Raw genomic sequence first — 22,152 nt, forward strand, 5'->3', positions numbered from 1 at the left:
TTGTCTATTGATATCAAGCTATGTTACAATCTATAAAAAATATAAGTTTCGGTTTATTGCTCCTGTCCTCGGTAGCGGCTAAAGCACAAACTGAGAGCGCACGGCAAACTTTGTTATTCGACAAGGATTGGGCCTTTATTCAAAGCAATGCTACTGGTGCCGAAAAAGCCGTATTTGATGATTCCAAATGGAAAAAAGTTAATGTTCCGCACGACTGGAGTATCCTGGGTACGGTAGATCATAATACCCCAAGTGGCCGTGGCGGTGGTTTTTTGCCCTCCGGGATAGGCTGGTACCGTAAGCATTTCGTGCTGGATGCTGCCGATGCGCAAAAAAATGTATCCATCCAATTTGACGGCATTATGGCCAATAGCGATGTATGGATCAACGGCTATCATTTAGGTAAACGCCCTTATGGCTATATCAGCCTCAACTATGATCTAACCGGTCACCTCAACTTCGGTAAAGGGAAAATTAATATTATAGCCGTTAAGGCCGATAACAGTATCCAGCCAGCATCCCGTTACTATACAGGAGCCGGCATTTATCGCCACGTCAATTTAACCATTACCAATCCGCTCCATATCCAAAATTGGGGCTTGTACATCACCACGCCTAAAGTAACTGCCGATAAAGCAACCGTACATGTACAAACCACCGTTGTTAATGATTCCAAAGAGAGCAAAAGCTTCGCCCTGAAGCCTCAACTGATAGATGCTAAAGGCAACACCGTGAGTGGTAAGACAGAGTTGGCAAACCATACCCTTGCCGCTGGCAAAACCCTGACTATTGACGAAGATATCCAGGTAGATAAACCCGAGCTCTGGGATGTAGAAAACCCGGTACTGTACAAGGCGGTTTACCAGGTTATAGTAGCCGGTAAGGTAGTTGATAACCAGGCCGTATCTTTCGGTATCCGCCAGGCTCAATTTGATGCCCAACAGGGCTTTTTGCTCAATGGCAAAAAAGTAATGATCAAGGGCGTATGCCTCCATCATGATGCCGGTGCCGTTGGTGCCGCAGTACCTTTAAGCGTATGGGAGCGCCGGTTAAAGCTTTTAAAAGAAGTTGGCGTAAATGGCATCCGCACGTCGCACAACCCGGTAGCACCTGAGTTTTTAGATCTGTGCGACAGGATGGGTTTTTTGGTGATGGACGAAAACCTTGACACCTGGACAGCAAAAAAACAACATGCCGAAAACGGTTACGCCCAGTTTTTTAACGATTGGTGGGATAAGGATACCCGCGATATGGTACTGCGCGACAGGAACCATCCGTCGATAGTGATCTATAGCGTAGGTAACGAGATTCACGATAATTTGAACGATTCCACAGGGTTTAAAAAATACCGCGACCTGCAAAACCTGGTTCATCAGTATGATTCTTCGAGGCCGGTTACTATGGCTTTGTTCCGTCCGGCAATTTCAAAAGTTTATACAAATGGTTTGGCGGCCATGATGGATGTTGTTGGCCAAAACTATCGCGAAAACGAATTGCTTGCCGCGCACGCCGCTCACCCCAATTGGACAGTAGTTGGCACCGAGAACGGCCATAGCCTGCAGGCCTGGCTCGCCCTGCGCGATCATCCTTTTATGGCCGGTCAGTTTTTATGGACAGGGGTAGATTACCTGGGCGAGGCCGACTGGCCAAACGTAGTGAACGGCCAGGGCCTGTTTGACCGTACAGGCGGTTGGCGGCCCTTAACCTATCAGCGCCAAAGCTGGTGGGCAACACAGCCGGTAGTGCATATTGTACGTAAACAGGAAAATGCAGGCGTAGGACCGGTGGTTGCCGACTGGACTCCAACCGATTTTGATACTTATGATGATGCCCGTGTTGAGGTTTATAGCAACTGCGATGAGGTTGAACTGTTTTTAAATGGTAAATCGTTAGGCTCAAAACCCAAGTCTGCCGACGATTCGCCACGCGACTGGAACGTGACCTATGAGAAAGGAACCATCAAAGCCATCGGAAAAAACAAAGGCCAGGAAGTAGCCTCGGAGGAATTGAAAACTGCCGGAGAACCAGCTAAGGTGATCCTATCGGCCGATAAAGCAAAAATTGCTAATAGCTGGGATGATGTTTCTTACGTTACAGCAACCATTGTTGATGCCAATGGCGTTCCATGCCCAATTGCAGATAGGCTGGTAACCTTCAGCGCTATAGGCGCAGGCTTGGTAACCGCTACGGATAACGGTTCGCTGGCCAACCAGGAATCGATGATATCGCCATCCAGACACACTTTTAACGGGAAATGCGTTGCTTTAATTAAAGCGAATGCACCTTCGGGTAAAATTGTAGTCAAAGCTACAGTGCCCGGCCTCGAAAGCGGATCGGTTACTATTGATGTTAAATAGAATTAAAATCCATGAAGAAGTATGTTTTTTTCTCGCTCCTTGCTTTAGGAGCCTTGTTTACCGCCTTTAACATTCAGCAAAAGCCGACCTTGTACATGATAGGCGACTCTACCATGCACAATAATGATCAGGACTTATGGGGCTGGGGCACCACCATTGCCGATCATCTGGACCTTAACAAAATCAACCTGGTGAACAGCGCAACCGCTGGCCGCAGCACACGCACCTTTGTTAAAGAGGGCCGCTGGGCCAAGGTAGATTCGGCACTTAAACCCGGCGATTATGTGATTATGGGTTTCGGCCATAACGAAGGTTCAAAGCCCGATACCGGTAAAGCCGGATACCGTGGTGTATTGAAAGGCATTGGCGACGAGACTATTGATTTAACCAGGAAAGATGGCACCAAAGAAGTAGTGCATACTTATGGCTGGTACCTGCGGAAGTTTATTAAAGATACAAAAGCAAAAGGCGCCACACCTATTGTAGTTTCGATGATACCGCGCAGGGAGTGGGATGCCGCAGGCAAAATTCAGCGCGCAGATAAGGATTATGGACTGTGGGCTAAACAAGTTGCCGCACAGGAAGGCGCGGCGTTTGTTGATCTGAACGAGATCACCGCCCAAAAATATGATAAACTGACCCGCGACCAGGTTTTTGCCTTGTTTGGTAAAGATCATACCCATACCAATAAAGCAGGCGCGGTTATTAATGCCGAATCGTTTGTCGAAGGGCTTAAACAGCAACCTGATGTCACCTTAAATAACTATCTAAAAAAATAAAATAGATCCTCATGAAATATATCAAAACTAAAGCATCTATCATTGCTTCGTTATTATTGATTTGTTTATTCAGTTCTTTCGCACTTTTTCAATCAAAGCCCACCTTGTTTTTAATTGGCGATTCCACCGTTAAAAACGGGCAGGATGATGGCCAGAAAAAGGGAGCCGCGGGCCTATGGGGTTGGGGGCATTACATGGCAGAGTATTTTGATCTGTCGAAAATTAGCGTGGAGAATGATGCCCTGGGTGGTACCAGCAGCCGTACGTTTATGAACAACCCTAAACTGTGGCCAACCGTTTTGGCCAAAATTAAACCGGGCGATTTTGTGATGATGCAATTTGGCCACAACGACTCAAGCCCTGTAAACGACAGCACACGTGCCCGTGGCACCATCAAAGGCAATGGCGAAGAGAGCCAGGCTATTGTGAATATGATCACTAAAAAAGACGAGGTGGTACATAGCTATGGCTGGTACCTGCGTAAATTGATAATTGATGCCAAAGCCAAAGGAGCCAGCGTAATTGTATGTTCGCCTATCCCCCGCAATGCTTGGGTTAACGGCAAAATTAAGCGCAACGACGACGATTACGGCAAATGGGCCGCCGAAGCTGCCGCGCAGGGCGGTGCAGCATTTTTGCCTTTAAACAAAATTATTGCCGACGATTATGATGCAGAGGGAGAAGCCAAAGTAAAGTCGACCTATTTTAATACCGATGCCACGCATACCATAGAGGCAGGTGCTAAATTTAACACAACAGCGGTAATACAAGGCATAAAAGGTTTAAAAGATAGTAAGTTAAGTAACTACCTTAAATAGTAAACAGATGAAGAGGAGGGATTTTATCCATAACGCGGCATTGGCTTCGGCATTAATGATGCTGCCTCAACTGGATTTTGCAGGGGCATTAACGGAGGGTAAGGTTTCCGAATTTTCAAAAAAGCTGAAGCCGGTTGGCCGGGCCCTGGAGATGGATGGGTATTACATTTGGTGTAATAGTCCTATTGCCGGGCCGGATGGTAAAATTCACGTATTCTTTTCGCGCTGGGTGGCCAAAAAAAAGATGGGCGGCTGGATCAATGGCTCCGAGATTTGCCATGCTATTGCAGATACGCCCGAATCGGAGTTTAAATATGTGGAAACCATCTTAAGCCCCCGCGGCCCCGGCTTTTGGGATGCTACCACTTGTCATAATCCATTCATTACCCAATTGGATGGCTTGTATTGTTTGTTTTTTATGGGAAACTCCAATGGAAAAACAGATACTAAACGTATTGGACTGGCCACAGCGCCAACATTAAACGGTCCATGGACCCGGCCTGAGCAGCCTTTGCTATTACCCGGTCCTGCAGGTGCCTGGGATGATCATTGCACCACAAATCCGGCCGTAGTGAAGCATAAGGGGAAGTACATGCTGTTTTATAAATCATGGAATACCAAAGAGTATGAGGAATCCACCGATCCGGTAATTAAAGGTAACCGTAAATATGGTTTGGCTGTGGCCGATCAATTGGAAGGGCCGTATACTAAATATATGGGCAACCCGGTAATTGATTTTTCGGGCAGGGGAGGTAACAAGCAAATGGAAGATGCCTTTGTGTGGATGGAGCATAATCATTTTAACATGATATGCCGGGATATGGGCATATTTAACCACGAATACGGCTTATTGATGAATTCGAAAAATGGGTTTAAATGGAGCGAGCCCGAAATTGCCTATTACGATGCGCCACACTACATCCAGCAGCCCGAACCGCCGTCGTACTTAAAAAAGTACGGACGTTTTGAGCGCCCGCAATTGCTTTTGCAGTATGGTAAGCCTACCTATTTGTTTACAGCATCACAGGGAGGCAAGTACATGACCTCTTCGTCCTTTATATTCAAGATCAATAGTTAATTGGCTCTAAAAAATCAGGATGCTACAGGATGATTATTTGATTTATATGCCCTATCATAGCACAAAATTGCTATCCCACGGCAATATCCAATTACACAACCTATGCAAATAACGGTTTTAAGGTATTTAGTGATGTTTTTATTTGTGAACCTGGTTTTAGCCGGTGTAAGCAAAGGGGATAATATTGACTCCGGTCGATTGAAACTTAACTTTAATCCCGGTTGGAAATTATACCATGGCGATACTACCGGGGCAGATCAACCGGGCTTTAATGATAGCCAATGGCAAAACATTACATTGCCACATGCATCTAATGAGGACGACGCCTTTAAACTTGATATCCATAACCTGAGTACAGGCATCTCCTGGTACCGCAAACATTTTAAAATACCGGCTAAGTATAGTGATAAGAAGGTTTTTATCGAGTTTGAGGGGATACGGCAGGCGGGCGAGGTTTATCTGAATGGCGAATTTGTGGGCCGCTGCGAAAACGGGGTGATGGCTTTTGGATTTGATCTATCTAAATTCCTGAAATTTGGAGACCAGGAAAATGTAATGGCTGTAAGGTGCGATAACTCCTGGACGTATAGAGAAAAGGCGACCAATGCCGCTTACCATTGGAATAATGCTAACTTTTACGCCAACTACGGTGGTATTGCTAAAAATGTATACTTGCACTTTACAGATAAGCTTTACCAAACCTTACCTCTTTTTTCAACCCTGGGTACCACCGGCGTATATGTCTACGCCCAAAATTTCGATATCGGCGGGAAGCAGGCCACAATAACAGCCGAGGCGCAGGTTAAAAATGAGTACCCTGTATCAAAAATAGTTCAGTACCAGGTGCGGGTGGAAGATTTAGGCGGAAAAACTATTAAAACTATCGATGGTGTACAGGATAAACTGGCCCCCGGCGAGCTGAAAACTATTAAGGCCAGCGCCACTGTAAGCAATCTTAATTTTTGGAGTTGGGGCTATGGCTACCTCTATACAGTTTATACTATTTTAAAAGTTGACGGTAAAGTGGTAGACGTAGTAAAAACACGCACCGGTTTCCGCAAAACAGAGTTTGGTGATGGCATGGTTAAGCTAAACGACAGGGCCATACAAATGCATGGCTATGCTCAGCGATCAACTAACGAGTGGCCTGCTATCGGTTTATCGGTGCCAGCCTGGATGAGCGATTTAAGTAACGGCATGATGGTAGAAAGCGGCGGTAACCTGGTTCGGTGGATGCACGTGACACCCTGGAAGCAGGATGTGGAATCGTGCGACAGGGTAGGGCTCATGCAATCCATGCCAGCGGGTGATGCCGAAGGCGATTCGCAGGGCAGGCAGTGGCAGCAACGTTTGGAGCTGATGCGCGATGCGATGATTTACAACCGCAATAACCCGAGTATCCTTTTCTATGAATCGGGTAATAAAGGCGTAAGCGAAGCACACATGAAAGATATGAAAGCCATCCGCGATCAATATGATCCTTATGGTGGCCGGGCTTCGGGTTCGCGTGAAATGCTGGATAGTAAAGTTGCGGAGTATGGCGGCGAAATGCTATACATCAATAAAAGCGCTAAAGTTCCGCTTTGGGCGCACGAATATTCAAGGGATGAAGGCTTACGCTTGTATTGGGATGAGCTAAGTCCGCCATACCATAAAGACGGCGATGGCCCAAAACGTAAAGAAGAGCCTGGCCCTTATAATCACAACATGGATTCGTTTGCGCAGGAGGATGTTGCCCGCTGGTTTGATTACTGGCGCGAAAGGCCCGGAACAGGTAAAAGGGTAAGTTCGGGAGGCGTAAACATCGTTTTTTCTGATTCAAACACCCATTTTCGGGGAGAAGAGAATTATCGGGTGAGCGGAGAAGTTGATGCTTTACGGATAGCTAAAGATGCTTTTTATGCCCACCAGGTAATATGGAATGGTTGGGTTGATGTAGCTAACAATGGCAGTTATATTATAGGGCATTGGAACTATAAGAAAGGAATTAAAAAAAATGTGTATGTAGTTTCTGGCGGTGACCGGGTTGAGTTGCTGGTGAACGGAAAATCAAAGGGGTTTGGCGAGCAAAGCAACCGCTTTATGTTTACTTTTAAGGATATCGCCTGGGAACCTGGTACCATCAAAGCCATCAGCTATGATAGCAAAGGGACAAAGCTGAGCGAAGTTGAAAAGAAAACAGCGGGTCAGGCGGTGTCGCTTAAGCTTACGGTACATACAGGCCCCAAAGGTTTAAAGGCCGACGGCGCAGATTTGGCTCTGGTTGATGTAGAAGTAGTAGACGCCCAGGGTAACCGATGCCCAACAGCATTAAGCAAGATAGATTTTTCGTTATCGGGCCCGGCAGAATGGCGCGGAGGTATAGCGCATGGGCAGCCGGACAATTTTATACTTTCAAAAAGTTTGCCTGTGGCTGGCGGCATCAACCGGGTAATTATCCGTTCGTCACCACAAGCCGGGAAGATAACGCTGAACGCCCAATCTGCCGGGTTAAAAGCCGCGACGATATCTTTTGATGCTAAACCGTTTGAGGTGAATGATGGTTTGGCAACTGATATTCCGGGTGCCGATTTAAAACCCGGGTTGGAACGGGGGCCTACACCTTCGGGTCCGTCGTATACGATAAGCCGCATCCCCATAACGGTGATGAGTGCAACTGCCGGATCTAACACTGCAGATGCCGAAAAAAGTTATGACGATAACGAATTAACCAGTTGGGTTAATGATGGCACGGTAAAAAATGCCTGGATAAAATACACTTTTGCTGACGAACAAACTGTTAACGAAGTAGTAATGAAACTGAATGGCTGGCGGACTAAAAAATACCCAATAAAAATTAGTATTGGCAACCAGGTAGTATATAGTGGCACCACTCCGCAAAGCCTGGGTTACGTTACTGTTCCGTTTAAGGCTGCCAAAGGCAATACCCTAACCATTGAACTGGCTGGTGCTACGGCTCAGCAAGATAACTTTGGCCTGGTAGAGGTAACGGGCAAAAAGGATGATGCTGGCAGCGTAGGCCTTGACCCGAAAGGAAAATCCGTCATAGGCATAAACGAGATTGAAATTTACCATAAACTATAATCAATTATCCTATAATACTATATCAAATGAATAAACAGATTTTTGGATTTTCGCGCTTAGCACTGCTTGGTTTGGCCGTTACAGCCTCCACCTTAACTGTACATGCGCAACAAGTGCCCGCTAAAAAGAAAATACTGGCCGATATGGAGTTAGCCAATAACTATTTTATGCAAAAATGGCCCGATGCAGGAGCGCCAGTTACCGTTAAAAATGCACAAGGAGTACCGGTTACCCGCAGCAGCGAATTATGGACCAGGGCTGTTTATTATGAGGGTTTAATGGCACTGTACCAGGTTGATCCGCAAAAAAAGTTTGTAGATTATGCTATTGATTGGTCGGAAAAACACAAATGGAGCCCTCGTGGTGCTGTTGATACAAAAAATGCGGACAACCAATGCTGCGGACAAACTTACATCGATCTGTATAACCTGGACCCTAAGCCGGAACGGATTGAAAACATCAAAAAATGCATGGACCTGGTTATTGCCAGCGAAAAAAACAGCGACTGGACCTGGGTTGATGCCATACAAATGGGGATGCCTATTTTTGCAAAATTGGGGGTGATTTACAAGGATAATCCCCAATATTTCGAAAAAATGTATGCCATGTACAATCACACCAAAACAATAGAAGGTGGTGGCCTATATAACACAACCGAACATTTGTGGTGGAGGGATAAAGATTTTGTTCCGCCCTATAAAGAGCCTAATGGCGCCAATTGCTATTGGTCGCGCGGTAACGGGTGGGTTTACGCGGCCTTGGTACGGGTGTTAAGCATCATCCCTAAAAATGCCCCTCACCGGGCTGAATATCTGCAAACCTATTTAGAAATGACCAAAGCTATCGCACCCTTACAACGCACAGATGGCTACTGGAACGTAAGCTTGAAGGATTCGACTCACTTTGGTGGTAAGGAGCTCACCGGCACCGCCCTATTTGTTTACGGTATGGCATGGGGCATTAACAACGGAGTAATTGAAAAGAAAACCTACCAGCCCATTATAGTAAAAGCCTGGAACGCTATGGCGAAATACTCGCTGCATCCCGAAGGCTTTTTAGGCTATGTACAGGGTACAGGCAAAGAGCCCAAGGATAGCCAACCGGTAACCTATACCCATATCCCCGATTTTGAGGACTACGGTTTGGGCTGTTATTTATTAGCCGGAAGCGAGTTAAGTAAATTGAGTAAAAAGTAGGGATTAAATTATCGTCATTGAGGATATTGGTATCAGACAAAAACAACCTTCCCCAGCTGTCTAATTAAATTATCGTCATTGCGAGGAGGTACGACGAAGCAATCTCTACACTATACAGGGCGAACTTGCATAGCGGCTCTGCCTATGTAGAGATTGCTTCGTACCTCGCAATGACGGCTGGATAAAGTTGTTTTTGTATGATAACCAATAACTTAAGTAAGCGTTGTTACGAGGAGGAATGACGAAGCAGTATCTACACTATACAGGGCGAGTATACGCAGCCGCTCTGCACCAATTACAATTATCACTAACCATTATGAAGTATAAATATTTTTTTCTTTTACTAATCCTCCTCATCGCCGCAAAGGCAAATGCCCAAACCGGTATCGGAGCCAATAAGCTGGGTTATAAAAAATCGGGTAATGTCCTGATTTTTTCAAATGCCAATGGCGATGTCCGCTTAGAATTTTGCTCGCCATCCATGTTCAGGGTCAGGGCCAGCTGGACGCGTAAATTTGAGGATGATGAGCATTTAATGCAGGAAAATTATAGCTGGCCATCCGTTGATTATAAGGTAACCGATGCTAAGATAGCCTACGTGATCGAAACATCAGCCTTGATTATCACCATTGTTAAAACGCCTTTCAAGATCAGCGTTGTTAATCGACAAGGTATTTTACTCTCATCTGAATACATCGTTGGTGGCGGAATCAAACACACCGGCGATACCGTTAGCTGTACCAAAGATTTATTGCCCGATGAGCACTTTTTTGGTTTTGGCGAGCGTATGGATGTGATTGACCAACGCAATAAACTGGTTAAACTGAATGTGGGCAGGGGCAAAAGCCGCGATAATCTTTTAGGCGCTTATAATATCCTGGAGGCTAATTACTGCCCTGTGCCTTTCTTTATGAGTACAAAAGGTTACGGTATTTTTCTGCATAACTCTTACGCTACAGAATGGGATATGGGCCACTCATCGCCACAGCGTTACTCATTTAAGGCAGCTGGCGGCGAGCTGGATTACTATTTTATTTACGGACCAGATTTTCCGTCAATTTTAGGCGGCTATACCTCCATAACCGGCAGAGCGCCTTTGTTACCGCGCTTTGCCTTCGGCCTGCACATGGGTACCTACAGCGGCGGCACCTGGGGGCACGAAGAGTTAACATCAGACCAATATGTGGTTGCCCTGGCCCGCAGAATGCGCCAGATGGGTATCCCTGTAGATATCTTCTTTTTAGACTCAACATGGCGCTTGTTTGGTACGGTAGGCGGAAAGGGTGCTACATCTTTTGAGTGGCGCGAAACCTTTAAAAACCCCAAGGCGATGTTTGATAGCTTGTACGCTATGCATTATAAAATGGTAGGGCTGCACATCAGGCCCAGGTTTGATAACGCTAATAAACTCAACCTGCTCGACCAGGCCCGGGCCCAGGGTTTTACCTATCCAGAAGATGGCAAGCCCGGCGAGTTCGTTAACTTTTTTGATCAGAAAGCTGTTGACTGGTGGTGGAACAATGGAGTGATGAGAGTGGGTGCCCTGGGTGCTAAATTTATCAAGACCGACGAAGGTAGCGCCTTTGGCGCTTTAGCCAACGAGAGCGAAAATGTTGGGCCAACCGGGCCCGTGGTTCAAAAACTGCATAACGTATTCCCCTTGGCCTATGCTAAGGCACCTTACCTCAAATTTCAACAACTCAACGGCTTTCGCGGTATGAACCAAACCCGCGAGGGCTATGCAGGTATCCAGCGTTATCCCTATATTTTTGCGGGCGATTGGCCCAGCGAGTGGCAGTATTTTGCCCCGGTAATTAAGGCGGGCATTAACATCGGCCTTTCGGGAGTATCCGATTGGGCGCATTGTATGGGGGGCTTTGAGCACCTTGCCGATCCGGAATTGTATATCCGTTGGACACAGTTTGGTTTCTTTAGCCCGATAGCGATGGTATTCGGGATGGATCACCCTGGTTACAAAGAACCCTGGGCTTATGGCGATGAGGCACTAAAGAATTTTAAAAAGTACGATCTGCTGCGTTATCGCCTGGTCCCTTATATTTACAGTAACTCATTCACTGCCTACCAAACCGGAGTGCCCTTAATGCGCTCCCTGGTATTGAATTACCAAAACGATCCGGAAGTTTACCAGGTGGCAGATCAGTATCTGTTTGGCAGTGAGATGATGGTTTGCCCGGTAACTACCAAAGGCGCGCAAACCCGTACCATTTACTTCCCTGAAGGAACCTGGTATGATTACTGGACCGGGGAACAATTTACCGGCAGGCAGTACGTACACGTATTAACGCCTTTGGATAAACTGCCCATTTACGTTAAGGCGGGAGCCATCATACCCATGCAGCCCGAAATGAAGTACATGGATGAGAAACCCGTTAACGATATCACTTTAGATATTTTCCCCGGAAAAGCATCGTCATTTGATCTGTATGAAGATGATGGTTTGAGTTTAAAATACCAGGGCGGCGACTATGCCCTTGTGCATATTGCAACCAAGCCTACAACTGGTGGCATCATGCTGAGTATTTTAAAACCCCAAGGTAAGTATGTACCTTCAACTCATAGTTATTCAGCCAACATCCGCTGGAGCGGCAAAGCACCATCGGCGGTTATCGAAAATGGAAGGGTTTTGAGCCAGTTGGATAACGGCAATGCAGGTAGTTGGTATTATGATGCTGCAAATAAAGTGATTAAGGTTAAAACGATAGGAGATAACCGGGGTGATATACAGATTGAGGTGAAATAATGTAGTTGGCGCGTGGAGAAGGTTGTTTTTGTTTGAGAACCAATGACTTGAAAAAAAACGTCATTGCGAGGAGGTAAGACGAAGCAATCTCTAAGCTTTACAGGGCGAACCTGCAGAGCCGCTCTGCCTATGCAGAGATTGCTTCGTACCTCGCAATGACGTGTGGATAAGAGCAATTGAATTAATATTAAAAAAATACAGATAGACGAAACAACAATGAAAAGAATACTATTATCCATCATCACAATCCTTACCTCCATCCAAACCTATGGACAGCAAAAAGACATTTACCTTTTTTGCTATTTTAAAAACAATGGACAGGATGGCTTGCACCTGGCTTACAGCAACGATGGATTGAAATGGCAGGCATTGAAGGGTGATAGTTCTTTTTTAAAACCGATGGTATCAAAGGACAAAATTATGCGCGACCCTTGTATTATCCGCGGAGCGGATGGCTTGTTCCATATGGTTTGGACCGATAGCTGGACCGACCGGGGGATTGGTTACGCCAGCTCTAAGGATTTGATCCATTGGAGCGAGCAGGTGCAACTACCTGTGATGGAACATGAGCCTACCGCTCAAAACTGCTGGGCGCCCGAGATCACTTATGACGATGCTACCAAAACCTACATGATCTATTGGGCTACCACCATCCCCAACAGATTTCCGCAACCAGATACATCTGCCGAAGGCAAAAAAAACAATCACCGCATTTATTATCAAACCACAAAAGATTTTAAAACTTACAGTGATACCAAATTGCTTTATGACGAAGGCTTTAGCGTGATTGACGCTACCATAGTGAAGGATGGGAAGCAATTTATGATGTTTTTAAAGGATGAAACCAAATCGCCGGTGCAAAAAAATCTGCATATCGCGTATAGCAAAAAATTAACCGGCCCTTACAGCAAACCCACTGCTAAAATTACAGGCGATTATTGGGCAGAGGGGCCAACCAGTTTTAAGATAGGGGATAAGTGGCTGGTATACTTTGATCGCTACCGCGAGCACCGGTATGGCGCCATCTCATCAACCGATTTAAGCCATTGGACGGATATCTCCAACCGGATTGATCTGCCCAAAGGCATCAGGCATGGTTCTATCTTAAAAATTACTCCGCAGGAGCTTACTGTATTGCAACAATAAACCGAATGGGTTTATTCAAACACCACAGTTTTGTTTTTGTACACAAAAACACGGTCTTCAAACACCAGTCTCAAAGCTTTTGCCAGTACAGAAGTTTCAATCTCTTTACCGGCTTTCATCATATCTAAAGCGGTAAGAGAATGGTTTACGGTAATGATTTGCTGCGCGATGATGGGGCCTTCGTCCAACTCGTTGGTAACAAAATGCGCCGTTGCGCCAATTAATTTTACACCGCGCTCAAATGCCTGTTTGTAAGGATTGGCACCCACAAAAGCCGGTAAAAAGGAGTGGTGGATGTTGATGAGCTTCATCGGGAACCGTGCCACAAAATTGGGAGAGAGGATGCGCATAAACTTAGCCAGTACCACATAATCCGGCTGATGCTGCGCTATAATTTCGATAACATCATGCTCAAATATTTCTTTGCTTTTCTGCTCATGCGATATCAGGAAAAAAGGAATATCAAAGCGCTTGCATATATCCTGCAAGGTATCGTGATTGCCAATTACACAAAGTACCGATGCGCCAAACGTACCGAAGTAGTTACGGATTAAAATATCGGCCAGGCAATGGTACTCTTTGGTTACCAGTACAACCACCTTTTTTTGTGGTAGCGGGTTGATGGTAATCACTGCATCTGTGTTCAATACGCTTTGCAGTTCTTTTTCCAGGGCTGCTTCGTTGGCATCCGTTTTTTCAACTTGCAGGCGCATGTAAAAGCGGTTCTCCTGTTTGTCCACGTGCTCGCGCATGGATATAATATTGAGCTGTTGTTTAGCTAATACGCCGGATATGGCCGCTACCAAGCCTACCTGGTCTTTACATTGTATAACGATGATCATGGTTTGTACTTAAAAATAGTTTGATCAGGCGGTGAGGTAAACTATTTCATGAATAATTTCATAAGATATTTTAAACGCGATAAAAAGCATAATGCCAAGCGTTATCATTTTTCTGATCGTTACTCTTTTAGGGCGCTGATAACAGGTAATGAGTGCCGTATAACTGTACCACAAAATAGCCGCGAAGCGCAGCACATTGAATATTGTCGACTCGTCGTTCAGCAGCAGGTAATTAAGCGGCTCTACAATAACCTCGAAAATAAAAAATGCCGTAAAGCAGTGGATAGTGAAAACCAGGTACTCCACGTAATATTTATGATCTCTACGGAAGTTGATCATCAAAAATAACGCGAATAGCGGCATCAGTATAAAATATAATTTAGGCTGATAATGCTCTATCTCTTTATCTAAGCTCCATTCTTTGTTAGTGCGTAGTTTTATTTCTATATCACGTTGTTTGGTGAAGCGTTGGTAAAAATTATCGCGATCGCCTTCGGGTAAAAGCTGTTGCCTTTTTAGGTACGATGCATAAGTACTGTCTTCTTTTAAAATATGAGCGTCGGCGTAAGTTTCTATTTTATCGGCGTTAGCTTGGTTTGGATGCAGTTGGTTAACTTTTTTAAGGCTATCTAAAATTTGAGTTTGCCTGTTAAAAGGGAGCAGTTTAAATTGCTCTCCTTGTTGTTTAAGAGAGATTTTTTGGATAGATTTTTTAGCTACACCTTTTAAAAAGCCGCCCAAAGGTGCCTCATCAATTGATTTTTGTGCCTCGCCCAGGGTATCTGCGGGTGCAGGTTTATATTTAGCTACCTCCTCGCTTTTTTGTTCTTCGTTTTCTTCTTGCCTATCTAAACGGTGTTCTAACTTGGGGATAACGAGGAAATATACAATGGAAACAAAGATATACATGCTCACCGGGTGCAGGTAGCGCGTGCGCCTGCCGGCAAGATAATCTAACGTTAACTGCCCCGGCTTGGTAAGTAAGGGCCTTAGCGTTGAGAAAAATTTAGAGTCGAAATGAAAGTAATGGCTGATGCTGTGGCTCAGAAAATGCCAGAAAGGTTCTTTAAGCTGCAAATTTTCCTGACCGCATACATGGCAAAAATGGCCTTGTAATTCTGTGCCGCAGTTCAGGCAGTCATTCTCATGTCTGTGATGTTTTTTCATTTTAAGATTAAGCGCTTAAAAATAGCAAAAAGCCCGTGTATTTATAACAGAATTAAACTGCAAATAGATAAGTTATGACCCAAACAAACAAAAAAAGCCCCGCTCAGGGCGAGACTTTAATATCATTTAGCCCGATTAAAAGGCCCCCTTCATAGGAGGCTGCGCATCCTGTATAGAATGAGCCAGTGCCAAATTATGTTTATACCTAAACACAAACGGAAATATAACGGCAATTACCAGGGCGTATGCTGCAAAGGTTAGCCAGATGCCATGCCAGTCTTTAGTGGCATCGGCATTGGTGAAAAACTTTTCGATAATAAAACCACTGCCTATACTCCCGAAAAAAGCGCCGAAGCCATTAACCATCATCATGAACAAGCCTTGTGCGCTTCCGCGGATTTCGGGCGTGGTTTGGGTTTCAATAAATAATGAACCCGATATGTTGAAAAAATCGAACGCCATGCCATAAACAATGCATGATAGGATGATCATCCACAAACCATCGGCAGGATTGCCGAACGCGAACAAACCAAAACGCAACACCCAGGCCAGCATGCTGAACAGCATTACATTTTTAATACCAAATTTGCGCAAAAAGAAAGGTATGGCCAAAATGAACAACGTTTCGGAGATCTGCGAAATGGAGATGATTGCGCTGGAGTGCTCTACCGCAAATAAACCTTTATAGGCAGGCACTTTGGCAAAATCTAATATATAAGTAGTACCGTAAGCGTTGGTAAGTTGTAACGCCGCGCCCAACAGTAAGGAGAAGGCGAAAAAAATGGCAAATTTTGGCGTTTTAAACAATTCAAATGCTTTTAGGCCTAAGGCGTCCATCAGTGTTTTTTTACCGGCTTTACCTAATAAAGGCGGGCATTTAGGCAGCGAGAACGAAAATAAACCCAAGGCTAAAGCAACACCCGATGCAATATAAAATTGATTAGCCGAGGTTTCGCTTTTGGTAATATCTACAACCCATAAAGCGGCAATAAAGCCGATGGTGCCCCAAACGCGTATCGGTGGATAATCTTTAACAACATCTTTACCTTCTCCTTTTAATGCCGAGTAGGCTACCGTAATGGATAGGGATAGTGTGGGCATGTAAAATATCATATTGAGTAATATCACCCAGAAAAATACAGTAGGGTTGGTAACCAGCGGCACACAAAATAGTGTTGCCGCACCTAAAATATGTAATGTGCCATATAACTTTTCGGCGTTTATCCACTTATCAGATATGATACCAGCAATGGCAGGCATAAATATGGATGATATACCCATGGTAGAAAAGATAGCCCCAAATTGCGCGCCCGACCAGCCTTTATTTTGGAACCAGTAAGCTCCAACGGTGAGTAGCCACGCTCCCCAAATAAAAAATTGCATAAAATTCATTAGTATCAGGCGGAACTTAATATTCATACAGTGCTTTACGTTAAATTAAAAACGGAAAGTAATGAAATAAAAGTTAAAAACTGAAAAAAGTTTAAAAATTGATAGGATAAAAAACAATTTTTTGATTTGGTTGTGCAATTGTGCAATTATTGCTGAAAATGGTTTGTGTAACAATAATTATGGCGGACTGCCGGGGCTGGCAATAAAATTGATCATTTCGAGATTTTAAAACCGGCGGTCTCTCGGGTTACCAGGTTAGTTTAATAGCAAACGCTAAGGGGAGGCACCTACGGAGCCAAAGCAGGTTAAATATGTCTATAAACAGGATGGTTCTGTGGAGCAAAAAGCAAATCCACTCCGGTAGGAGTGTCCTGTTTATAGAAACAGACGATTGTTTTTTAAGCTCCATAGGTGCTTCCTCTATACTTTTGATATAGAGCCTTTATTCTTTTGCATTATTCCAATTCGATGAGGGAATAGAGCCATCGAATAATGCCATCGTCTATATTCTTTCTTCTTACGAAGCTTTATGTTTGTTCAGCTATGGCTGATTTTAGCGACATGTTTATACGCTCTCTATAAATAGCATGCTCCTCAGGGATAAAAACAAATTTATTTGTGTAGGAATATCCTGTTTATAGAAACAGGATATTTTTTTTAGCTCCGTATGTGTTTCCCCTATATGTTTGATATGGAGCATTCCTTCCGTTGTATTATCACAATGGGACGAGGGAATAGATAATGAAGCCGCCGGATAATGAAGCTGCTATTTCTTTTTTGCTTACGATGCCTTCCTTTTATTCAGCTCATCCCTAATCTTAGCGGCCTTTTCATAAGCTTCGTCTGATAAGGCTTCCTGAAGTTTGGTTTTGAGCTCGTCAGTACTTAATGAAGTAAACCCGCCTCCGGCAGTTGTAACCTGGTTGTCTTCTTTGGGATCGTTGATATTTTCGAGATAAACAAAATCATTACCTTCTATAACAATGCCCGCTGTGGATAAGATAAATTCGTAGGTATGGATAGGGCATTCAAACCTTACGGCCATAGCTATCGCATCGGATGTACGGGCATCTATTTCAATCACTTTTTTACCATCAGAGCAAATCAGTTTGGAATAAAATATCCCATCAACCAGGTTGTAAATAATAATTTCCTGGATATTGATATGATAAGCAAGCGCGAAACTTTTGAACAAATCGTGTGTGAGCGGACGGCTGGGCGTCATCTTTTCAATTTCAATGGCTATGGCCTGTGCTTCAAAACTACCAATGATGATAGGTAAGCGGCGCCTGCCGTTAACTTCGCCCAGAACCAGGGCGTACGCGCCTGATTGTGTTTGACTGTAAGAAAGCCCGACTATATCGAGCTTGATTTTTTTCATACTATTACCCATCACGTCAACATCATTCAATTTTAAGCCGAAGCCTTATATTGTTTAACAGCTTCAATTAATTTGGGGACAACTTCAAAAGCGTCGCCTGCAATTCCATAATCTGCTACCTTAAAAAACGGAGCTTCCGGATCTTTGTTGATCACTACAATAACCTTTGACGAACTAATGCCGGCGAGGTGTTGTATAGCACCCGAAATACCAATCGCAATATACAAATTTGGACTGACTGCTATGCCTGTTTGTCCAACATGTTCGCTATGTGGGCGCCATCCAGCATCAGAAACTGGTTTTGAGCAAGCAGTAGCAGCGCCTAACAGGTCGGCCAGTTCTTCAATCATACCCCAGTTTTCAGGTCCCTTTAAGCCACGGCCCGCCGAAACTACAATTTCTGCATCCGGTAGAGATACCTTATCGGTGGCCCTTACAATGTCTTTCACCATTATTTTAAAGTCGGATTCTTTGGCTTCGGCTACAAAACTTTCTACCGGAGCGTTGGCACCACTCTCTACAACTTGATAAGAGTTTGGCGTAAGGGCTATAACCTTATTTTCTGATGTAAGCTCAACGGCGGCAAATGCTTTGCCCGAAAAGGCCGTTTTTTTGACAATGAATTTTCCACTGGTTTGGTCAGGCAAGCTAACGGCGCCGTCGGCTACGCCAGCACCCAGCTTTACGCCAATGCGTGGTGCCAGGCCTCTACCGGAAAAAGAGTTAGATAATATAACAATATTAGCGCCTTCCCTTTTTGCAGCTTCGGCTATTACCGATGCATAGGCCTGGTTTACAAATGTTTTTAATTTATCGGCAGATACATTTAATATCTTATCGGCACCAAATTTTCCCAGTCCGGCTAAATCATCTTCGGCAACATCGCCAATGGAGATGGCAATTAAACTGGTGTTATTTTGAGCAGCAATGGCCTTAGCGTACGAAACCACTTCGAAAATGGATTTCTTAAACTTGCCATCGGCGTTTTCTGCGAATACTAAAACTGACATATCTTATTAGATTTTAGGTGTTAGACATGAGATTTGAGAGAACTAATTTTATTCAGTATTCGTATTGCGTTGTAAGAAAATCTCAAATCTCACAGCTCAATACTCAAATCTGTCTTAAATAACCCTCGCTTCGCTGTGCAATAAATCAACCAGTTTGGCTGTATCATCTGCCGCAACCAATTTAACCTGGCCACGTGGGGCTGGTGTTTCATAACTGATAATTTCAGAAAGTGTTTTAACTTCTACCGGTTCAATTACTTTGAGGGGTTTACTACGGGCAGACATAATACCACGCATGTTAGGTATTTTCCACTCGGCAACCCCTTCGGCTGTTCCAGCTACAAAAGGGAAGGGTAAGGTTAATACCTCTTTACCACCTTCAATTTCGCGTTCAACAGTGGCGCTGCCAGCCTCAACATCAAGCTTTTTTATAATGGATACCGAGGGGATATCTAATAATTCGCCCAGCATGCCCGCAACTTTCGATCCGTTATAGTCGATAGATTCCCGCCCGGTTAAAATCAGGTCGAAAGCGTTTTCTTTAGCATATTGCGCAACCTGGCAGGCTACAAAATAAGCATCGTGCGGTTTGGCGTTTACTCTTACGGCATCGTCGGCACCAATGGCCAAAGCTTTGCGTATAGTAGGCTCGGTATTAACCTCGCCAACATTAATAACGGTAACCGTGCCTTTGCCGCCTTCGGCCAGTTCAACAGCGCGCGCTAAAGCTATCTCATCATAAGGGTTTAATATAAACTGAACTCCTACGGTATTAAATTGCGTGTTATTATCAGTAAAAGTTATTTTTGTGGTGGTATCCGGAACGTTACTTATACAAACTAATATTTTCATAGGTATAATGGTTTATAGTATTGAAACAACAAATGCAATTAAAATGATTTTGTTTGAATAAATACTGCTATTTGACGTTTTCATTGTAAAAATTGGTAATGCAAATTTAGCTAAAAAAGACAGAGATTAAAATGGAGACGACACGATTAAACAAGCTTCTTGATTTTTTAAAAAATGAACCGAATGACGAATTCTTAAAATATGCACTTGCAACCGAGTACCTTCGTTTAAATGAAACAGATAAGTCGCTGCTTTATTATGAAGACCTGGTGAATAATCATCCCCGATATGTGGGCACTTATTATCATTTAGGCAAATTGTACGAGGCGCTTAACCGCAAGGAGGAAGCAATTACCACCTACGAAACGGGCATGGCCATAGCGAAAGAGCTACGTGATAATCACGCGTTTTCGGAGTTGCAGTCCGTGTACCAGGAAGCTAAAGGTTTTGACGACGATGATGACGATTATTAAACTGATTTTAACTGCATACTGATGGTTAAATTTTTAAAAGTTTTCCCTTCCGGGGGATTTTAGAAGGGGCAGATTGATTTTGAATAAAAGGCAGCTTCTTTTTTTGCGTGATGTTTTTTTTTATACAATTACATCGTTTGGTGGCCCGCAGGCCCATATTGCCGTGCTGCTTCGTGAGTTTGTTGAGAAACGCCGATATATAGACGAACAGGAACTGATGGAACTGAACGCTTTATCACAAATATTGCCCGGCCCATCATCAACCCAAACCTTAATTGGCATAGCCTGGAAGATGGGAGGGCTCCGGCTGGCCGTCTGCACCTTCCTGATCTGGATATTGCCATCAGCAGCCGTGATGTGCATGGCTGCTATCAGTTTTAAAATGTTTGTATCGCGCGAGCGATTTGTAGAGATACTGCGGTTTATCCAGCCTGTAGCCGTGGGCATTGTGGCCTATGCTACTTTTACTTTTGCACACAAATTTATTAAAACACGTGTGAGCGCTATGCTGGCGATAGGCTCATTAATTGCTACGCTCATTTTGCAAAACCCATATGCTTTCCCTATCTTAATTATGATAGGGGGGATCCTGTCATCGGCAATGGAAACACAACCGCAAGAAAACGAGTTGCGGGTAAAACTTTTTTCCAACGTTAACCCCAACAAGGTTGCCTATTTCATCGGTATTTTACTGCTTTTTGCTGCACTCGGCGCTTTAATTAACCGTACGTCGCCTTTTAGTTTGCCTATCCGTTTGTTTGAAAACTTTTATCGTAACGGTATCCTTATCTTCGGTGGAGGGCAGGTATTGGTACCATTGATGTATACCGAGTTTGTTGAGGTAAAGCATTATCTATCGGCAACCGAGTTTTTATCCGGCTATGCTTTACAGCAGGCATTGCCCGGGCCAACATTTTCGTTCACCTCGTTTTTGGGCGGCATTGCTTTGGGTAACAGGGGGTACGGTATTGGCGGGCAGATACTGGGTAGCCTGGTGGCTGTTATTGGTATTAACCTGCCTGGAATGATACTGATATTGTTTATTGTACCTTTTTGGGAAGACCTGAAAAAAATAAACCGGATAAAAAATTCGTTAAGCGGCATAAATGCCGTTGCTGTAGGTTTTATGGCTACCGCCTTTTTGTTGCTGATCAGACCGATAGGGATCAGCCTGTTAGCCAACGGAATTATTATAGCTACTTTTTTAATATTGAAATATACCAAAATTAAAACACCCTTTGTAATTGTTATTGGCGTAGTGCTTGGTTTTTTATTTTAAATGGCATGCCTTGCCGCATTGATGTAATAAATTGCAAAGCCCGCACCGCTGATACCGTATTATTTATATCCCATTTTAAATTACACACCATAATAAGCTATTTTATTTGTAGCTAAAATACTTACCTTTACCTCACAATTTTTTAGAAATGAAATTTACTGTAGATAAACACGAAAAATACGTTCTGTTAAAGTTGAACGAAAATAAATTGAATTCGTTAATTACTCCGCAGCTTAAATCGGAATTGATATTAATGAATACTGAAGGACAGCGTAACATTATCCTTGATTTATCTTCGGTAAAATTTGCAGATTCTTCTGGTTTAAGCAGTTTACTGGTTGGTCATCGTTTGTGTAAAAATGGTAACGGTGTTTTTATATTGGTAGGCCTTAATTCGGCGGTTGCCCGATTGGTTACCATCTCGCAGTTAGATAATGTATTAACGGTTGTAAATACCAACGATGAGGCTGTGGACCTGATATTTATGGAAGAGATTGAAAAAGATCTAAAAAAAGAATCAAGATAAATTTGTATTTG

General features: G+C 43.9%; 17 protein-coding genes. 11 read left to right on the forward strand and 6 right to left on the reverse strand.

Features of this window, described 5'->3' with window-relative positions; translation table 11 throughout:
* The first annotated feature begins 20 nt into the window (after positions 1-20).
* The 8 genes from MUCPA_RS25325 to MUCPA_RS25360 all read left to right on the forward strand — a co-directional run bounded on the left by MUCPA_RS25325 (position 21) and on the right by MUCPA_RS25360 (position 13,219).
* Entirely contained in the window at positions 21-2,357 is a 2,337-nt protein-coding gene (locus MUCPA_RS25325; RefSeq protein ID WP_008510242.1) for a glycoside hydrolase family 2 TIM barrel-domain containing protein, read from the forward strand.
* Positions 2,358-2,368: 11 nt separating this feature from the next.
* Positions 2,369-3,136, forward strand: a complete 768-nt coding sequence (locus tag MUCPA_RS25330; protein ID WP_008510243.1) for a rhamnogalacturonan acetylesterase — start codon at positions 2,369-2,371, stop codon at positions 3,134-3,136.
* Between the two features lie 11 nt (positions 3,137-3,147).
* A complete protein-coding gene (locus MUCPA_RS25335) occupies positions 3,148-3,954 on the forward strand; it encodes a GDSL-type esterase/lipase family protein (RefSeq protein WP_008510245.1) in 807 nt (268 codons plus the stop codon).
* A 7-nt stretch (positions 3,955-3,961) separates the two neighbouring features.
* Positions 3,962-5,032, forward strand: a complete 1,071-nt coding sequence (locus MUCPA_RS25340) for a glycoside hydrolase family protein (protein WP_008510247.1) — start codon at positions 3,962-3,964, stop codon at positions 5,030-5,032.
* A 102-nt stretch (positions 5,033-5,134) separates the two neighbouring features.
* On the forward strand, positions 5,135-8,116 hold the full coding sequence (locus MUCPA_RS25345) for a glycoside hydrolase family 2 protein (RefSeq protein WP_040626426.1): 2,982 nt from the start codon (positions 5,135-5,137) through the stop codon (positions 8,114-8,116).
* 26 nt (positions 8,117-8,142) lie between these two features.
* Entirely contained in the window at positions 8,143-9,312 is a 1,170-nt protein-coding gene (locus MUCPA_RS25350) for a glycoside hydrolase family 88/105 protein (RefSeq protein WP_008510249.1), read from the forward strand.
* Between the two features lie 316 nt (positions 9,313-9,628).
* Positions 9,629-12,073: a glycoside hydrolase family 31 protein gene (locus tag MUCPA_RS25355; protein ID WP_040626427.1), complete on the forward strand. Its 2,445-nt coding sequence runs from the start codon at positions 9,629-9,631 to the stop codon at positions 12,071-12,073.
* A gap of 216 nt (positions 12,074-12,289) precedes the next feature.
* Positions 12,290-13,219 (forward strand): glycoside hydrolase family 43 protein, encoded by a 930-nt coding sequence (locus MUCPA_RS25360; RefSeq protein WP_008510252.1) that lies wholly within the window; start codon positions 12,290-12,292, stop codon positions 13,217-13,219.
* A gap of 11 nt (positions 13,220-13,230) precedes the next feature.
* Here MUCPA_RS25360 and purU read toward each other — a convergent pair whose 3' ends face one another.
* The 6 genes from purU to MUCPA_RS25390 form a co-directional block, all read right to left on the reverse strand.
* Complete coding sequence (gene purU / locus MUCPA_RS25365) at positions 13,231-14,061, reverse strand: formyltetrahydrofolate deformylase (RefSeq protein WP_008510253.1); 831 nt, start codon at positions 14,059-14,061, stop codon at positions 13,231-13,233.
* A 24-nt stretch (positions 14,062-14,085) separates the two neighbouring features.
* Positions 14,086-15,228, reverse strand: coding sequence for a DUF3667 domain-containing protein (locus tag MUCPA_RS36390; RefSeq protein ID WP_008510255.1), 1,143 nt, complete (start codon positions 15,226-15,228; stop codon positions 14,086-14,088).
* A 135-nt stretch (positions 15,229-15,363) separates the two neighbouring features.
* Positions 15,364-16,647: a nucleoside permease gene (locus MUCPA_RS25375; protein WP_008510257.1), complete on the reverse strand. Its 1,284-nt coding sequence runs from the start codon at positions 16,645-16,647 to the stop codon at positions 15,364-15,366.
* 754 nt (positions 16,648-17,401) lie between these two features.
* Complete coding sequence (locus tag MUCPA_RS25380; RefSeq protein ID WP_040626429.1) at positions 17,402-18,001, reverse strand: bifunctional nuclease family protein; 600 nt, start codon at positions 17,999-18,001, stop codon at positions 17,402-17,404.
* Between the two features lie 32 nt (positions 18,002-18,033).
* Positions 18,034-19,011 carry an electron transfer flavoprotein subunit alpha/FixB family protein gene (locus tag MUCPA_RS25385; protein WP_008510262.1) on the reverse strand — a complete coding sequence of 326 codons (978 nt, stop codon included), beginning with the start codon at positions 19,009-19,011 and terminating at the stop codon, positions 18,034-18,036.
* Between the two features lie 114 nt (positions 19,012-19,125).
* A complete protein-coding gene (locus tag MUCPA_RS25390; RefSeq protein ID WP_008510264.1) occupies positions 19,126-19,863 on the reverse strand; it encodes an electron transfer flavoprotein subunit beta/FixA family protein in 738 nt (245 codons plus the stop codon).
* A 131-nt stretch (positions 19,864-19,994) separates the two neighbouring features.
* Between MUCPA_RS25390 and MUCPA_RS25395 the strand changes: the two genes are divergently transcribed.
* The 3 genes from MUCPA_RS25395 (at position 19,995) to MUCPA_RS25405 (ending at position 22,141) form a co-directional block, all read left to right on the forward strand.
* The gene (locus MUCPA_RS25395; protein ID WP_008510267.1) at positions 19,995-20,336 is read left to right on the forward strand and encodes a tetratricopeptide repeat protein; all 342 of its coding nucleotides are present in this window, start codon (positions 19,995-19,997) and stop codon (positions 20,334-20,336) included.
* Positions 20,337-20,439: 103 nt separating this feature from the next.
* Positions 20,440-21,615: a chromate efflux transporter gene (gene chrA, locus MUCPA_RS25400; protein WP_008510268.1), complete on the forward strand. Its 1,176-nt coding sequence runs from the start codon at positions 20,440-20,442 to the stop codon at positions 21,613-21,615.
* 148 nt (positions 21,616-21,763) lie between these two features.
* Positions 21,764-22,141, forward strand: a complete 378-nt coding sequence (locus MUCPA_RS25405) for an STAS domain-containing protein (RefSeq protein ID WP_008510270.1) — start codon at positions 21,764-21,766, stop codon at positions 22,139-22,141.
* Positions 22,142-22,152: the final 11 nt, after the last annotated feature.

This window comes from Mucilaginibacter paludis DSM 18603, from assembly GCF_000166195.2.
Taxonomy (GTDB): Bacteria; Bacteroidota; Bacteroidia; order Sphingobacteriales; family Sphingobacteriaceae; genus Mucilaginibacter; species Mucilaginibacter paludis.

Coding starts and splice junctions, on each gene's coding strand:
- MUCPA_RS25325 (WP_008510242.1), top strand. CDS start 21: ATGTTACAATCTATAAAAAATATAAGTTTCGGTTTATTGCTCCTGTCC.
- MUCPA_RS25330 (WP_008510243.1), top strand. CDS start 2,369: ATGAAGAAGTATGTTTTTTTCTCGCTCCTTGCTTTAGGAGCCTTGTTT.
- MUCPA_RS25335 (WP_008510245.1), top strand. CDS start 3,148: ATGAAATATATCAAAACTAAAGCATCTATCATTGCTTCGTTATTATTG.
- MUCPA_RS25340 (WP_008510247.1), top strand. CDS start 3,962: ATGAAGAGGAGGGATTTTATCCATAACGCGGCATTGGCTTCGGCATTA.
- MUCPA_RS25345 (WP_040626426.1), top strand. CDS start 5,135: ATGCAAATAACGGTTTTAAGGTATTTAGTGATGTTTTTATTTGTGAAC.
- MUCPA_RS25350 (WP_008510249.1), top strand. CDS start 8,143: ATGAATAAACAGATTTTTGGATTTTCGCGCTTAGCACTGCTTGGTTTG.
- MUCPA_RS25355 (WP_040626427.1), top strand. CDS start 9,629: ATGAAGTATAAATATTTTTTTCTTTTACTAATCCTCCTCATCGCCGCA.
- MUCPA_RS25360 (WP_008510252.1), top strand. CDS start 12,290: ATGAAAAGAATACTATTATCCATCATCACAATCCTTACCTCCATCCAA.
- purU (WP_008510253.1), bottom strand. CDS start 14,061: ATGATCATCGTTATACAATGTAAAGACCAGGTAGGCTTGGTAGCGGCC.
- MUCPA_RS36390 (WP_008510255.1), bottom strand. CDS start 15,228: ATGAAAAAACATCACAGACATGAGAATGACTGCCTGAACTGCGGCACA.
- MUCPA_RS25375 (WP_008510257.1), bottom strand. CDS start 16,647: ATGAATATTAAGTTCCGCCTGATACTAATGAATTTTATGCAATTTTTT.
- MUCPA_RS25380 (WP_040626429.1), bottom strand. CDS start 18,001: ATGAAAAAAATCAAGCTCGATATAGTCGGGCTTTCTTACAGTCAAACA.
- MUCPA_RS25385 (WP_008510262.1), bottom strand. CDS start 19,011: ATGTCAGTTTTAGTATTCGCAGAAAACGCCGATGGCAAGTTTAAGAAA.
- MUCPA_RS25390 (WP_008510264.1), bottom strand. CDS start 19,863: ATGAAAATATTAGTTTGTATAAGTAACGTTCCGGATACCACCACAAAA.
- MUCPA_RS25395 (WP_008510267.1), top strand. CDS start 19,995: ATGGAGACGACACGATTAAACAAGCTTCTTGATTTTTTAAAAAATGAA.
- MUCPA_RS25405 (WP_008510270.1), top strand. CDS start 21,764: ATGAAATTTACTGTAGATAAACACGAAAAATACGTTCTGTTAAAGTTG.